The following is a 14917-nucleotide window of genomic DNA, read 5'->3' as shown; positions in this document are numbered from 1 at the left end:
AAAGCCGTCCTTTAGCGAAGCGGAGGACGGGGTTTTAGACCCATCTCTCTGATAAATGGGTCAACCGCTGCCAGAGTTGCATCTGCTACAACGCCCATCAGCCCAACGTTTCCGCCGCCATACACGAGCGTTAAACCTTTTGTTGCTAAAGTTTCACCCAGTTGTTGTGCAGCAAGTTGATAGGCGGGATTCGCCCCCATGCTGGAGACACAAAATACACAAATAGCCTTCACGATCAGCTTTCCTCTAGCGTTTCGTAGAAGGCTATCACAAATTTTGATGGTATTAAAACTGATTAGATTGCTGTTGGTAAGCGAGATAAACGGCTTCTAAAAATAGATCGGCAGTCATTTGAAAGGGTAATTCTTGCATTCCGATTAGCTGTCTAGCTTGACGAGCCAACTGTATACTCAAGTCCGATCGCGCTTTTGATTCCATTAGCGTTCTGCGCTGCAAATACTCCCGAATCACAGCAAAATCATCGGGTAATAACTTTCCAATCTCAGCCGTATTTAACAATTCATTCGCCAGAGATTGTGCATCTGTGGATAGCTGAAACGTTGCAGAGACGACAGGGCGCTCATTTTGAACGACGATCGTTCCCGCTGCCCAATCCCCCACTCGCTTTTCTCGCTTACCCAGGATAATGAACAAAACGCCGACAAACAAGACATCATCAATTGGTCGTAGCAACGCTCTGAGAATCGCCTGAGACAAACCCGCAGGTTGCCCATCATCTCGAATCACGCGGATTTTGGCGAAGCGCTTTCCGATCGTTTGTCCGCGCCACAGTGTCTCAAAAAATACAAAATAGCCAATGTAAAGGCTGAAGCCGACCAGCATTCCGATCGCCTGCATCCACAGGTTCAGATTCCTAGAATTGATGTAGTCGGACAACTGCCAATAAACGATCATCCATATGAGCGCAAACGCCAGCAGGACAGCACTCCAGACGATGTAGTCGATTAATAGTGCCAGCGTCCGATTGCCAATTCCTGCCAGCGTAAACTCTAACTCGACACTTTCGGGTGTTTGAACTTTGACTTGATTGAAGAAACGCATAAATTGTTTAACGATCGCGTAACTGCAATCCTAACCCTTCACGACGAGCGCGAAGATCATAATAAATTACGGCTTTGATCACCTGCCAAAAGGGCATCACCAGCGCAGAACTGACAATTAGAACCACAAGAACCGCCAGACCTACAAACACCGCTAGCACGGGCACCGAACTTGGATCGCTGGGGATAAAGATCTGTAAAACTGTACTCAAAACCTGCGTCGGAATTTGTACCACCAAGCTAACCAGAAATGCGACGAACACAACCCACTGAATGCGACCTACAGCCCCTTCAGTTAAGTCCCAACTGCGGCTAAGAGAAGTCGTTGCATCAATATTTTCTTCAACGGCGATCGCCACATCATAAACAAACCATCGAGAATAGATTCGGATCAAAACAATTAACGCAGCAATGGTGCCAACGATACCGAATAAAATACCGATCGGGCCCAACAAAGTACTTAGACCAAACACAAGAGCGAGAACGATCACGATTCCAATATACAAGCCAATAAAAATCAAGCCTAGTAAAATTGATGCTACAAAGAAACGCCAGATTCGGCTATTGGTAAAGCGTCGAGCGTCTCTGATGCTTTCTGGCTGGTTGATTAATTCTGCGTAGGCGTGTCTCGAAATTAAGCCAGAAATGGCAGCCATCTTGGCCCATCCAAAAACTGGAACAAAAATCCACAGGTAGGTGATCAAAGAAAGAATAAGGTACTGTTTGAAATGGGAGCGATAAATTCGGATTCCAGTGCTGACAACGTTACCGACACTAAGCGGGCCGAGGGGACTAGCGGGACTGACGTTTGACATAAGATTGGGTTATTGATTGAGGAGGCGAATGAGGTGTGGCAATAGACTTGAAACTGTCTAAGCCCTTACTAGAGGCTGAGGTGCTTCAAAGTTTGCGGTCTAAAGTCTAACAACGATAGAGTTGACGCTATCTTAAGCGACCTAACAGTTAGTTTCCGGAAAATTTAAGATTGTTCAAAATGAATGTCAAACGTTGGATTGCACGACGAGAACCAAATTGGAAATTGTTGGATGCGCTGCTCACACGAGTCGAAAAGCGAGGATTGCGATCGCTCCAGACCAATGAGATCAAACAGTTGGCTAGCTTATATCGATCGGTTTCGGCTGATTTGGCCCGCGCCAGAACCAATCAAGCCGTAGTTGGGAATACGTTGGTTCATGATTTACAGCAGTTAGCCTCTCGTGGCTACAGTCAAATTTATCAGGGGTCACGCCGTCAAGAGTGGAAGGCAATTCTCGACTTTTATCGCTGGGGCTTCCCGGCTGTGGTGCAAGAAACCTGGGTTTGTATTGCGATCGCCACCGCTTTATTCATCTTAGGTGGCTTGATTGGCTGGTGGTTTGCGTGGCGTGATTCGGCTTTTATGTCGCTCTTTGTGCCCGATGAAATGCTGCGAATGGTGCGCGACGATCGCAAGCTGTGGATGGGTTCGATTTTGGGAACGGAACCGACCGCTTCGAGTCAAATCATGATCAACAATATTATGGTTTCGTTTAGAGCGATCGCAGGCGGTATGACGTTAGGAATCATCACCGTTTTGCTGCTATTTTTTAACGGGTTGATGATCGGAACGATCGGCACTTTGGTGAGTCAAAACGATTTAGCTTTTCCATTTTGGGCATTTGTATTTCCCCACGGATCTTTAGAACTTCCCGCAATCTTTTTAGCCGGAGGAGCCGGATTATTGATTGCACGAGGAATCTTATTACCGGGAAAGTTTCGTCGAGCCGATGCACTAAAGTTTTATGGATTACAAGCGGCTCAGTTGGTTTGTGGACTGGTGCCCATGCTGGTGATTGCGGGAGCGATCGAAGGCTTCTTTTCTCCCAATCCTGCGATTCCTGATCTTCTCAAATACATCACCGGAATCGTCTTGTTTGTGTTGCTAATCAGTTATTTCAACCTAAAGCATTCAACGAATCAACAAAGTACCGAACTTCTGAATTATCCCAAAACCTAAAGTATCGAAAGTGATTGTCATGCAAGCCACAGAACGCCGCTACTACTACACCCCCCAAGAATATTTAGAACTCGAAATTTCCTCTGAAATTCGTAACGAATACATTAATGGTGAAATAATTACCATGACAGGAGGTACTCCTACACACAATCAAATTACTGGCAATCTCTACGCTCATCTCAACTTTGCCCTGAAACGCCAAACGTTCAGAGCTTTTGTCACTGATCAGCGTCTTTGGATACCTCAAAAGAGAACTTATACTTATCCTGATGTAATGATTACGCCGCGAGAATTTCAGTTACAAGAAGGAAGAAAAGATACGATCGTTAACCCGATCGCTATTGCAGAAGTTCTCTCTAAATCAACCAGAGATTATGATCATGGCGAGAAGTTTTCTGCCTATCGGACAATTCCCAGCTTTCAAGAATATTTGCTGATTGACCAATACAGTATTCACGTCGAGCATTATTCAAAAACTAACGCAAATCAATGGCTACTCTCTGAATATGAAGATCCGAATTTTGTTCTATCCTTCACTTCTTTTGAGTTTCAGATTGCTATCAAAGATCTTTACGATGAAGTCGATTTTGATGCGGTTGGAGAAACCGAATCGAGTTTTCAAAGTTGATTTTTAGCTTTGAGTTGTAGATAGCGATCGACGAGTTGTTCTGTAATTTGATTGGCGGGCGCATCCAAAACCAACACCCCTTTTTGCTTTAATTCTGCAAACGCAACTTGACGCTGAACCAACAAATCTAACGCCACTGCCCGCGCATAAGTAGACTGAATATTTTCAGTAATCGTATGAGCTTGAAGGTCAACTTGCGGATCTCGAAGCGTCACACAAAACGGCAAATAACGAGGCGTTAATCGACCCATTGCCGCTAACAATTCTGCCGAAGCGGTGGTGTCTACAATGTCAGTAATTAGCACCACCAGAGCGCGACGAGACTGTTGATTAACCAGCGTTGTCACTGCTCCCAAATAATCGGGTTCCAAAATCTCAGGCTGAATAGGTGTTAATCGCTCAATTAAATGCGTCAAATGAGACTGACCGCGTTCTGGTGGAATCCAGGTGTGAATCTGACGATCGAACACGCCCACTCCCACGCGATCGCCTCGATTCAAACCCGCCAAAGCCAGAGAGAGCGTCGCATTTAGCCCCCAGTCAAAGCGAGAAAGTCCCTTCACGTTAGCCGTCATCAAGCGACCGCGATCGAGCAATATAATCAGCGTTTGTTCTTGTTCTGGCTCCAACACGCGCACCAAAGGCTGGCCTCGTCGAGCGGTCGCCTTCCAGTCAATGAAGCGGAGATCGTCACCCACGCCATATTCTCGCAGTTCTGAAAACTCGGTGCCGATGCCCAATCGTTTTGCCCGTTTCATCGCTCCAGAAGACTGCAAAGTCAACCGAATCGAGAGCGATCGCAGTCCAATCAAATCGGGATACACCGCCACAGTCTGATTTTGAGGAATCTTCCAATCTCGCCACGCCAACCCCCACGGACTCAACTGCCTCACCTGAATCCCCCGCCATTGATGTTCCCCGCGACTGGTAGGATGCACCGTATAAATCAATTCTTGACGACTATTGCTCGGTAACTTTGCCGCCAGCGGCATGACCGACACGCCAAAATCTAAGGGATACGCATCATGAATTTGAATTTCAGCAGGTTGCTTCCCAGCTTCGACCGACAGACTCACCAGGTTATCTCGACCGATCGACAACCGTGACAACGACGATCGCTCTACCCTGACTTTTTCGACTCGACGACTATCGACGATCGCCAATCCCAACACAATTCCATCCCAAATCAAAAGAGTTAGAAGGGATGCGTTTAGACGATTTTCAGCCCAAATTAGGGAAATGAGAACCGCGATCGCCATTCCCAACAGCAGTAGCCCATAGGTGCGACGAGAAGGAATCATGGGAGGGAGGAGGGAGGAGGGATAAGGGATGAAGTTGATTCTGCGTTTCAGCCGAGATTTGCTAGTTTCGCTATCTAGGAACGGGAACCTGGCTCAAGACAGATTGGATCACTGCATCAACTCCTACGCCGTCTAATTGAGCTTCGGGACGGAGGATTAGACGATGCCGTAACAAGGGAGGAGCAATGGTTTTGATGTCGTCTGGAGTGACAAAATCGCGTCCAGAAAGCCACGCCTGGGCCTTACTTGCTTGTAGCCAACTGACCGCCGATCGTGGCGACGCGCCCAACACTAGATCGGGATGCTGACGAGTTTTTTGGACAACAGCTAACAGATAATCCAAAACTGACTCCTGAACCGAAATCGCTTTCACCAATTTTCGCGCTTGGACAATGTGCGCTACGGTTGCCAACGCATTCAGCTTCTCTAAGTCCGATCGCTTTGCCTGAAATCCTGCCTCACTGTTGAGCAACATGCGCTTCTCGGCGGCGGCATCTGGGTATGAGACAAACAGCTTAAAGAGAAAGCGATCGAGTTGCGCCTCTGGCAAGGGATAAGTGCCCTCAAACTCTAGAGAATTTTGTGTAGCAATCACCCAAAACAACTCAGACAGCGCCAAACTTTCACCATCTAATGTCACCTGCTGTTCTTCCATCGCTTCGAGTAAGGCGGCCTGAGTTTTGGGCGGGGTGCGATTAATCTCGTCGGCTAATAGAATTTGCGTAAAAATCGGCCCTTTCTTGAGCGTGAAACTGCGCGTATTTAAGTCAAAAATATTCGTCCCCAAAATGTCAGAGGGTAGAATGTCGGGCGTTAGCTGAATCCGCCGAAAATCAGCCTGCACCAACTGAGCCATGACTTTAACGAGCAGCGTTTTCCCCGTTCCCGGAACGCCCTCCAAAATCACATGCCCCCCCGAAAGTAGCGCGACGAGAAGCTGTTGAACGATCGCGCCTTGACCCACAACGACTTTATCGAGGGCTTGGCGGAGACGATTAACTGTGGCGTAGAGGTCGGACATAGGAGGTAGGGAGGAGGGAGGAGCTAGCTAGGGGAGGTGTTGGTGGACGGTTTGGATATTTTTGATCCAGGTGGTCAGGTCTTGTTCGCTGAGGCGTTGTTTTTTGGAGAGGGGTTGAAGGACTGGTTGGAGGTCGGTGGCGGGGCGGCCGGTTTGCGTGACCCAGAGGTTAATCAGCGTTTCGTGGTCTAAGGGCGTTGAGCCGAGACCCAAAGCTTGCTGAATTTGAATTTGTTCTGCTTTGCCGATCGCATCCACCACAAATTCACTGCGACCTGCTTGATGCAAAACGCCCGCAAGTGCCTGAATATAAGCTTCACTATTGTCAGTTTTGGTATTGGTCAAGGGCAGAGGTTGACCCAGGCGATGATTGTTTGCCCAGATGTAGACCAAAAGCAGCACGATCGCTTGCACCAACACTGGCAACAGAGGCGTTTGGGTCAAATACGTCAGCCAGTTTCCTTTCTTTTGAGCTACAACTTCGCTTTCTTGGTAGCCGTGGATGTATTCATCAACCCAAATCGTCTTGCTGTTTTGTTTGACCAGTTTGGCTAGAAATGCAAGATTCGGCTGGTCTTGATAAGCATTGGCACCCAAGTAAGGCGTATTGACGAGAATAACCCGTCCTTTACCGATCGCGCTTTGCCAGACAATAGCTCCATAGCGATCGCCCAACAACTGCGCTTCACCCCGCTCCAACTTTTCCCGGCGAGAAGTTTCGATTTTGACACCACCTGTCTGAGTCGTGCTAAAAGGCGCTTCTGTCGCAGGCGTAAATTTCCCTAAAATAACCAGGGTGTTGCCTCGACGCACCCACTCTAGATTGCTTTCTGCCAGCGATGCCCGATCCATTCCAGGGTCGATCGTCACAAGCGTCACCGGAGCCTTGTCTAAACCAGCCTGTTTCCCAAACTCCGCAAAAGGACGCTTCCACTGTTTAATCGGCGTTTCCTGCTGCTGCATGTAGGCGTACCAGGCCCCATACCCATCGGGAGCGCGACTAAACGTAGAGCCACCGACCTGGCGACCTCTCGGAGCCGCAAATAGGGTAAGCAATACGATCGCCACCAGCACAAATCCAGCAAACAAGAGCCGTCGATCGATCCGCTTCATCTGATCTGCCCCTCGCTGCCTTGCTCAATCTCTTGATAGGCTCGCTGACAGGTCGAAAACTCTTCAGACGAAATAGTAGCCTGACCAAAACACAGTTGCTCATGAGTGCTAATCAGAGTTTGATAAGACTGTGCTTGCGGCAACTGCTGGACGACCTGTAAATACTCTCCATCGGTGCGGCTAGACTGATGCGGCAACAGCTTCGTATCGTTTAAGCGCTGTAGCATCGCCATGTATAAGGCACGACACGCTTCCGAATAATTGCCCTGACGCTGAAATTCTTGCATCTGACGCATCCAAGCGGCAACGGTACGATCGCGCTCCTCATCCCCTTTAGCGGGTCGGTTGAGCCAGCGAGCCTTGTCAGGATTTAGAACGTTGAGATAAGTGAACAATCGCCAAATCCGCCAGCCTAACCAAATTGAGGCAAAGATCACGATCGTCCAAAAAGCCGTTTCCAGCAGATTCTCTGGAAACCACCATTGGGGCGCATTGGGTAGATTGGGCAGATTGGGAGCTACAAACACTCGCTCAACCCATTCCCCGGCGCGCCGGAAAATCTGCTGGACTTGCCAGTCAAAACTATTTTTCTCAAAAGCAGCAGACATGCAGGAATCTCATCCAGACGTGAGAGCGATCGGACGCAATAAATCACGCCTCTTGCTTAGATCCCACATTATATTCGCTTACTTCAAGAAGCTACTGAATATCCACAAAATGAAGAATGTAACCAAACTCACCACCACATCTGGCATCGGCAACCCTGGAATTTGCGATCTCAAAGAGATATCTGCTGAAGCAGATCGCAGCGCTCCATCGAGCAAGCCACCAATCAAAAATCCCAGAATCAATCCGCCCAGACCGAGCAAGACCGATCGCCCCAGTTTGCGCTCTTTACGATAGATAAAGTACAGCGTAGAAGCCACACTCACCGCCATTGCTAACTGCAACGTAGAATCTTGCGGATAGAAAAACACGACACCCCCCAGAGCAAGCTGAATCACCGCAGGTAAAGCAATCTCTTTGGCAGCGGGCACGTCCAGCAGATTGCTCAACCACTGAGGAGAACTTTTAGACGGAGACGGGGCCGGACTGGGCTTTGATTGGGCTAGCTTTTCTGGAAAGCGAATGCGATCAGGCACCGGAATTTTCCCTTCCTGGCGCATTTTGAGGCGCTCCATCAGGACAGCATCATAGGCCGTTTCGATCTCGGTTAGTTTTTTTTGATCGTCAGCAAACTCTGTCAACAGACGCTTTTTGGCACTCTGAATCTCCTCAAAGGTCGCACCTTCTTGGACACCGAGTTTTTCGTAGGGATTTCGATCGCTCATCAGCCGTTACTCCACCTTCTCATTCAGGGTAACTTAGCTCAACACAGGTTCACAACTAGACTTTGGACTTTAGACTAAGAACGTCAGACCTCGATCATTTCGGGCTGCTCGGCTAAAAACGAATTCCCTGCTCGTCTCCAGTCTACCGTCTATCGTCCGCCTCTCCCACAAGCTTTTTTGCGGAAACCACGGTATCTGAGGATATTCTAGACAAAAGCTGAGGCATACTAATGCTGATGGCAAATATATCCTGTGTATTACAGAAATAGACAGCTTCTCAACTAGCTCTGCACATCACACCTAGTTTCCACCCCTACACTTTCAACGCAAGGTTATGGTCATGGCTCCAGCCAAGATTCTCGTAGTAGATGATGACTCGGCAATCCGGAATTTGATCCATCGTTTTCTCACGAAGCAAAACTACCAGATGGAGTCTGCCGAAGACGGTAAAACGGCTATGACAACGTTTGAACAGTTCAATCCTGATTTAGTAATTTTGGATGTGAATTTGCCAGATGCCAATGGCTACAATCTCTGTCAAGAAATGCAGAGCCGTACCGGAGTGTTTGTATTAATGCTCACCAGTCGGACAGATGAGGCAGATAGAATTCGCGGATTTAGCCAGGGTGCGGATGATTACATCACAAAGCCTTTTAGCTTAGGAGAGTTGGGCGTTCGAGTTGGGGCGATCTTAAAACGTCAGCGAGTCGTGACAACCGCCGAGCAGCAATGCCTGAGTTTTGACAAGTTGGTGATTGATCCCGTCCGGCGAGAGGTCAAGCTTAACGAAGATATGGTGCCTTTGACGGCGCTAGAGTTTGATCTGCTGCACTTTCTAGCCAGCCATCCGGGTCGGGTGTGGCGACGGGCAGAGTTGATTCAAGAAGTTTGGGATTATGAGTATGTGGGCGATCAGCGGGTGGTAGATGTCCATATTGGTCAGATCCGCAAAAAGATCGAAATCGATACGAGCCAGCCAGCTTTGATTCAAACGGTACGTGGCGTTGGCTACAAGTTTGAGTCGCCTCCCGCAACCGAAGAAAAACGATAAGCGATCGCGGAGTGATGAAGGTTGCTCCGCTTTTTTTTAGCTGAATCCATTTAGCTGAATCCATCAAGTTCGTTCGCTTTGTTGTTCAGCGCTTCTGCTCCCCAATTCTGGGAGACTTTCAAACAAGACTGATAGCGCGAAGCGAGGAATTTCATCGAATTTACGTATTGCTACAACCGATATTGCCGATAAACGTCGCTGGCGGCCCTATGCAATAGAGAGTGCCGATACACCAGAGCGTCCAGATCCTCTGCATAACCGCCGCCAATCACACAAGCGATCGGAACGCCCAATGAGACGCAGGTGATCAAAACTTGCATTTCGCGGCGAAAGAGTCCGGTATCGGTGAGCGAGAGTTTGCCCAGACGATCGCCCAAGTGTGGATCAACGCCAGCATCATACAGCACCAGATCGGGTTTCACTTCTGATAATAGGTCTGGCAAATAATTTGACAGGGTTTGTAAATAGTCGTCGTCTTCCATGCCTTCTGGGAGTGGAACATCCAGGTCACTCTGCTGTTTGGTGCCCGGAAAGTTAACGCCGCAGTGCATCGAAAACGTGAACACACTGGGATCGTTTTGGAAGATAAACGCCGTCCCGTCGCCCTGATGAACATCTAAATCGACGATGAGAATCTTTTGAGCCAGCTTGTGTTTTTGGACATAGCGAGCGGCGATCGCCAGATCGTTAAAGATGCAAAACCCTGAGCCATACGCAGGAAAGGCGTGGTGCGTTCCGCCAGCCGTATTACAGGCTAATCCTTGTTTGAGCGCCAGTTGCGCGGTGAGAATCGTGCCCCCGATCGCGACACAAGTTCGATTCACTAATTCAGGACTCCACGGCAACCCGATGCGGCGCTGGGCCTTGGGATCAAGGGTGCCGTTGCAGTAGGCATTAACATAATCGGAGTCATGGACAAACTCAATCGACGCTTGAGGAGACCGCTGGGGAAAATGGAATTGAGGCGCGATCGCTACGCTCTCCAACAGCAGCATCTCGTAAAGTTTCTTAAACTTCATCATGGGAAAGCGATGATCCGGCGGTAACGGCGCAACGTATTGCGGATGGTAGATTATTGGCAAATCCATTGAAGCATTTGTCTGAAAGGCGTTTTGAGTTTTGTAAATTACTCTGGTCAAGTATTGCTGTTTGTAAGAATTTCTAGGTTGCCGATCTCTAATCCTTTAGACTGATCTCCAATGTAAATTCTTGATGTAACGGTCATGGCGCATTCGGTTTGGCAAACATATTTAAGTCTGATTTCTTTTTTTGCAGCAGTTATTGGTCTTTACGTTTTACATCACGTTAACTCCAAGCCAGGTGAGGAGCTGGACGCTGCTGACCATACGCTGTTTGCGTTGAGTTTTGGCTATTGGGTGGTGCATTGCATGGCAGTCGGGGCCCAAAGAATGGTGTCACCTGACTGGGAGATTGCCGCCTTAAGCCTAAAGTTTACCGCTGTCTTTTCTTATCTACTAACATTCTCCAGCGCGTTGAGTCTGCCTCTGCATCGGATGTCAATTAGACAGAAGCAGACAGAGCCTTAATTTTTACGGAGAGCAGAAGATCGCGACAGCAAGCTTGCCCCCGTGATCTTCTCTCATTCACTCTTTGTCGCCTGATTGACTGACAAATCTTTTCAGGTAGGTTGAGCTGAACCTGGTGAAACCCAACGTTAGCAACGATAGAAAGGCTGCTGTTGGGTTTCGCGTTGCTTAACACCAACCTACGAAAAATCGAGGGTTTCAGGAGTTTTGTCAGTCAACCAGCTTTGTCGCTCCGTCTGGTTGCTACTTTGACATGATTTGAGCGATCGCGGCTTCTAAATCTGCCTGTTCTAAAGTCGTCAACACAAACACTTCTTGTGCAGTTTTTCCGTGACGAGCGATCGCTTTGTAACCGCCGCGAATCGGCACCGATATTTTGAGTTTAAAGTGTGGAGAATGCGATCGCACAGACGCAATCACGCCGGGCGTAATGGTCTGAATGCCAGGATAGTGAGTCAGCTTTTCGAGCAGAGCAATCAACCCAGGAACATGTGTGGAGTGATTTAGAACCAACCGTCCACCAGAGTTTTTCATATCAAACGGTTGACTCCTATCAGTTTATTAATCACCTATGCCGCTTCTAGGGGCGCCATTGTCAGCCCTTCCATGCCTAGCTGCATGTGATAAAGCTCTGCCTGCTCTAGCGGCCCCGTCCAAACAATGGCTTGCCCATCGAAATGAATTTGATTGGTGAGGTTCCAGGCTCGATCGCCCGTCATCCCCGGAATATATTTGAGTAAGCACTGAGACACATGCTCAAATGTATTAAAGTCATCGTTCAAAACAATCACCTTATAGTTGGGACTCGTTTTGCGAACTGTTTGGCTCGTCTTTTCGGGGGCAGCCACCGCAGCGATGATTCCCTGAAAGATTACAGCCTTAGAAGCTTTCAAAAGAGTCTTAGTCATAAGGCAATTACCCAAAACTTTAGAGAATTTCTGTCATAAATTCTAGACTACCGCCAAAGAACGGAAGTGTGACAATTCATCCCAGAATTAAACCCAGATCCGACGACCTGGGCTTTTCGAGATGCCGTCGATCGCAACCCAACATTTTTAGGAGAACACTCACGAGTCGATCTTTCCTAATCCACTGGGGAGATTAAGCGTGGGCGATCGCCGCAATTACATCAGTTTGCGCTCCACCAAGGGTCGTGAATTCAATAAAATCGTTATCTACGTAATATTCGGTTTTATTAAATTCACAAGCCTTAGATGACTGTTGAACACGATCGTTATTGGCAAAATACCAGATTGGTTCCGGGTGTATTTTGGAAGCCGTTGGAGACCCATCCACTCAGAGGTTTGGCAATTTGCACCCAGATCCGACCATCGGGAGAAACCTTAGAGGTTGCAGGCGTGGTGGTCAAGAAAACTTGACTATTAAAATCAACACCCCCGACAACACTAGAAGTCGTATTCGGCCCTTGACGAACGACGAGGCCTTGGGTTTGAGTGACCCGACGGCACAGCCCTTTAGCAGGAGGCGTAGGCGCGGGATTGTTGGCACAGAGTTTTAGGTTAACCGTCTGCACAAATCCTTTGCTGGGGGCACTTACGCCAATAAATCCATCGGTTCCACCGTTCTCAGAAAGGGTAACGCGCTGCTCGGCGGGTAATGCGGTGACTACGGCGCTGGTGGACGATCGCTGACTAAAAATTGCGGTAGATTGTTTGGCTGCACGGCACTGTCCGACCAGGGAGGCAGGAGTTTGAGCGGCGGCAGGCAGGCTGCTGGTGGCGATCGCCATAATGGTTACACTTACGATCGCTTGATTCCAACGATTGTTCTGAAGGTTGATCATTTAATTACACTCCTCACTGAGTAAAACTCGCACAAGACGCAAATTTCTGCACTTGTTCCTGCATGGAATTATGACATGCAAGTTCTACACACATTACCAAAATTAAGCAACTGAAAATTTTCTGTAATGTACTGGCTGGGGTCATTTCAGATCCCATGACTCTTGCCGATCACCCAATGCCGACGAAAGAATCGAGCAAGGGCCGTTTCTTCTAAAGACAAGAAGATGGGACGGCCGTGGGGACAGGTTCGAGGGTTGCGGGTTTGTTGCCACTGGTCGAGTAGGGTTTGCATCTCGGTCAGCGTCAGTGGGGTGCCATTGCGAATTGCGCTGCGACAGGCGGTGGCGACTTGTGCCGTTTGCAGATCTCCGCCCAAGCTCAGTTCTAGCAGGGCTGCTGGGCAATCTTCTCGCTGCGCCAAAAGTGCGGGTGCGGTACGAATCGCCCAAAGCTGGTCGCCAAACGGTTCGACGGTGAGGTTTAGACGATCGAACTGTTCTAACTGATGAGTAGACAGGTGATGGAGAATAATGGCGGGTTCTAAAGGGACTAGCTGCCAGCGATCGCAGACCTGTTCGTACAAAACGCGCTCATGGGCAATGTGTTGTTCGACGAGCCACAGGCCAGCGGGGTGTTCGGCGAGAATATAGCGATTGTGAACCTGAGCGATCGCGGTCAGTGAGGAGTGAGGGGTGAGGGGTGAGGAGTCAGGCTGGATTTCTCGATCAACGGTGTAGCCGCCTCCAGATTCGGCGGTTTTGAGCAGTTTGCCGACGCGATCGCTGTAGAGCGCTTCGCCAACGGATTCGGGATTGAGCCGGAGAGCTTGATCGATCGCTTCACTAACTTTTGTCTGCCAAAATTCCAAATGATGCAAATAGATTTCGGCTTTGGCGGGGTGACGATTCCAGTCAATTTGTTCGGGGGGCACTTGTAAATGCAGCAGACAAACGGGGTGACGATCGCGGGGCAAGGTGCGTCGAAATGCGTTGAAAATAGTCTGCTCTAAGTCAGGCATCTGAATCGATCGCCCATTGATCGCCACTCTGACCCAATCTGGACGATGACGATGACAGCGATCGGGCAGTCCGAGGAGGATTTGCAGGTTTGAGCTTTCTTGGCTGACTCCTTCCGGAGGAACTTGGAGGTTGATTTCTCGCAAATCAGTATTCTGAACGCTTCGCAAAATTTGAGGAAGAATTTGCCGAGCAGTTTTACCTGACCAGAGATTGAACCATTCTCGATCGTTTTGCTGAACCTGCCAGGTGACCTGGGGATGGCTCAAGGCGATTTGCTGAATGATGGACTGGATGGCGCGGAGTTGTTGAGCGATCGGAGGCAATCCTTCGCGGCGGGCGGGCCAGTTGCCAAACAAATTGTTGACGGTGACGATTGTACCGGGCGCGATCGCGGCAGTTTCGACCTGGGCGACTTCTCCCTGAGTGTTGTAGAGAATTTTCCAACCCTGAGTTGAGTGGATGGGACGGCTGAGAATTTCTAAGTCTGAAAGCTGCGCCAAACTGTGAAGCGCCTCACCCCGAAAGCCTAAACTGCGAATCTTCCAGAGGTCGTGGCGATCGTGAATCTTGCTAGTCGTATGGGGCAAGGCGGCCTGCTGTAATTCTGGCAAGTCCATGCCTGCGCCGTTGTCTGCGACCTGAATGCGCCCCTGATCGCCCCAAACTGAAATGGTAATGCGAGTGGCAGCGGCATCGATCGCGTTCTCTACCAGTTCTCGCACTACGGCCGCCAGAGAATCAATGACTTCGCCAGCCGCAATGAGATGAATGACTTCGGTTGGTAATGGTTGAATACAAGACCCCATACTTCTAGTTTATCGGGTGATTGCAGGAGGCGACGATCGGGCTGCAAAATCACGCTGCGTAGGGCTAGATCGGTGGGCAACCTCTCAAACGCAAGTTGTTTGACATAAATAATGTGGAGTTCGCTAAATAATCCTGACGGAGAAGAATCAGTCAGTATTATTACGAGTAATAGCGTTTAGATAGTGCTAACACACTCACTTGTAATTCAGTGAATTTGCGATGTGACTCAGAATTTTG

17 protein-coding genes are annotated in these 14917 nt (G+C 48.9%); 4 read left to right on the top strand and 13 right to left on the bottom strand.

The window, feature by feature from the left end:
• Positions 1–11: 11 nt before the first annotated feature.
• From ACKFKF_RS01220 to ACKFKF_RS01210, 3 genes are read right to left on the bottom strand one after another with little or no spacing between them, the layout of a single operon-like run.
• Positions 12–233, bottom strand: coding sequence for an LOG family protein (locus ACKFKF_RS01220; protein ID WP_446866005.1), 222 nt, complete (start codon positions 231–233; stop codon positions 12–14).
• 52 nt (positions 234–285) lie between these two features.
• A complete protein-coding gene (locus tag ACKFKF_RS01215) occupies positions 286–1062 on the bottom strand; it encodes an RDD family protein (RefSeq protein WP_446866004.1) in 777 nt (258 codons plus the stop codon).
• A 7-nt stretch (positions 1063–1069) separates the two neighbouring features.
• Positions 1070–1717 carry a hypothetical protein gene (locus ACKFKF_RS01210; RefSeq protein WP_446866003.1) on the bottom strand — a complete coding sequence of 216 codons (648 nt, stop codon included), beginning with the start codon at positions 1715–1717 and terminating at the stop codon, positions 1070–1072.
• 338 nt (positions 1718–2055) lie between these two features.
• Here ACKFKF_RS01210 and ACKFKF_RS01205 point away from each other — a divergent pair, with 338 nt between their 5' ends.
• Both ACKFKF_RS01205 and ACKFKF_RS01200 read left to right on the top strand, forming a co-directional pair.
• Positions 2056–3057: a stage II sporulation protein M gene (locus ACKFKF_RS01205; protein WP_446866002.1), complete on the top strand. Its 1002-nt coding sequence runs from the start codon at positions 2056–2058 to the stop codon at positions 3055–3057.
• A 19-nt stretch (positions 3058–3076) separates the two neighbouring features.
• Positions 3077–3685: a Uma2 family endonuclease gene (locus ACKFKF_RS01200; RefSeq protein ID WP_446866001.1), complete on the top strand. Its 609-nt coding sequence runs from the start codon at positions 3077–3079 to the stop codon at positions 3683–3685.
• On the opposite strand, the gene ACKFKF_RS01195 is transcribed toward ACKFKF_RS01200, so the two are convergent.
• The 5 genes from ACKFKF_RS01195 to ACKFKF_RS01175 form a co-directional block, all read right to left on the bottom strand.
• Entirely contained in the window at positions 3676–4986 is a 1311-nt protein-coding gene (locus ACKFKF_RS01195; protein WP_446866000.1) for a DUF58 domain-containing protein, read from the bottom strand. The two genes, ACKFKF_RS01200 and ACKFKF_RS01195, sit on opposite strands and share 10 nt — an antisense overlap.
• 70 nt (positions 4987–5056) lie before the next feature.
• Positions 5057–6007: an AAA family ATPase gene (locus ACKFKF_RS01190; RefSeq protein WP_446865999.1), complete on the bottom strand. Its 951-nt coding sequence runs from the start codon at positions 6005–6007 to the stop codon at positions 5057–5059.
• Positions 6008–6034: 27 nt separating this feature from the next.
• A complete protein-coding gene (locus ACKFKF_RS01185) occupies positions 6035–7120 on the bottom strand; it encodes a DUF4350 domain-containing protein (protein WP_446865998.1) in 1086 nt (361 codons plus the stop codon).
• Positions 7117–7728 carry a DUF4129 domain-containing protein gene (locus ACKFKF_RS01180; RefSeq protein WP_446865997.1) on the bottom strand — a complete coding sequence of 204 codons (612 nt, stop codon included), beginning with the start codon at positions 7726–7728 and terminating at the stop codon, positions 7117–7119. The genes ACKFKF_RS01185 and ACKFKF_RS01180 overlap by 4 nt, the downstream gene beginning before the upstream one ends.
• Before the next feature lie 78 nt (positions 7729–7806).
• On the bottom strand, positions 7807–8451 hold the full coding sequence (locus ACKFKF_RS01175) for a CPP1-like family protein (protein WP_446865996.1): 645 nt from the start codon (positions 8449–8451) through the stop codon (positions 7807–7809).
• 340 nt (positions 8452–8791) lie between these two features.
• Between ACKFKF_RS01175 and ACKFKF_RS01170 the strand changes: the two genes are divergently transcribed.
• Entirely contained in the window at positions 8792–9502 is a 711-nt protein-coding gene (locus ACKFKF_RS01170; protein WP_446857393.1) for a response regulator transcription factor, read from the top strand.
• A gap of 170 nt (positions 9503–9672) precedes the next feature.
• Here the strand turns inward: ACKFKF_RS01170 and ACKFKF_RS01165 are convergent, their stop codons facing one another.
• Positions 9673–10641 (bottom strand): histone deacetylase family protein, encoded by a 969-nt coding sequence (locus tag ACKFKF_RS01165; protein WP_446865995.1) that lies wholly within the window; start codon positions 10639–10641, stop codon positions 9673–9675.
• An 84-nt stretch (positions 10642–10725) separates the two neighbouring features.
• Here ACKFKF_RS01165 and ACKFKF_RS01160 point away from each other — a divergent pair, with 84 nt between their 5' ends.
• A complete protein-coding gene (locus ACKFKF_RS01160) occupies positions 10726–11049 on the top strand; it encodes a hypothetical protein (protein WP_446857391.1) in 324 nt (107 codons plus the stop codon).
• A gap of 243 nt (positions 11050–11292) precedes the next feature.
• Here the strand turns inward: ACKFKF_RS01160 and ACKFKF_RS01155 are convergent, their stop codons facing one another.
• The 4 genes from ACKFKF_RS01155 to mutL form a co-directional block, all read right to left on the bottom strand.
• On the bottom strand, positions 11293–11583 hold the full coding sequence (locus ACKFKF_RS01155) for a DUF2103 domain-containing protein (RefSeq protein WP_446857390.1): 291 nt from the start codon (positions 11581–11583) through the stop codon (positions 11293–11295).
• Positions 11584–11618: 35 nt separating this feature from the next.
• A complete protein-coding gene (gene clpS, locus ACKFKF_RS01150; protein WP_446857389.1) occupies positions 11619–11957 on the bottom strand; it encodes an ATP-dependent Clp protease adapter ClpS in 339 nt (112 codons plus the stop codon).
• A 326-nt stretch (positions 11958–12283) separates the two neighbouring features.
• The gene (locus tag ACKFKF_RS01145) at positions 12284–12853 is read right to left on the bottom strand and encodes an SH3 domain-containing protein (RefSeq protein ID WP_446865994.1); all 570 of its coding nucleotides are present in this window, start codon (positions 12851–12853) and stop codon (positions 12284–12286) included.
• A gap of 146 nt (positions 12854–12999) precedes the next feature.
• Positions 13000–14679 carry a DNA mismatch repair endonuclease MutL gene (gene mutL / locus ACKFKF_RS01140; RefSeq protein WP_446865993.1) on the bottom strand — a complete coding sequence of 560 codons (1680 nt, stop codon included), beginning with the start codon at positions 14677–14679 and terminating at the stop codon, positions 13000–13002.
• Positions 14680–14917 lie beyond the last annotated feature (238 nt).

Source organism: Phormidesmis sp. 146-12, from assembly GCF_052939495.1.
This window is presented reverse-complemented; position numbering and strand designations above follow the sequence as displayed.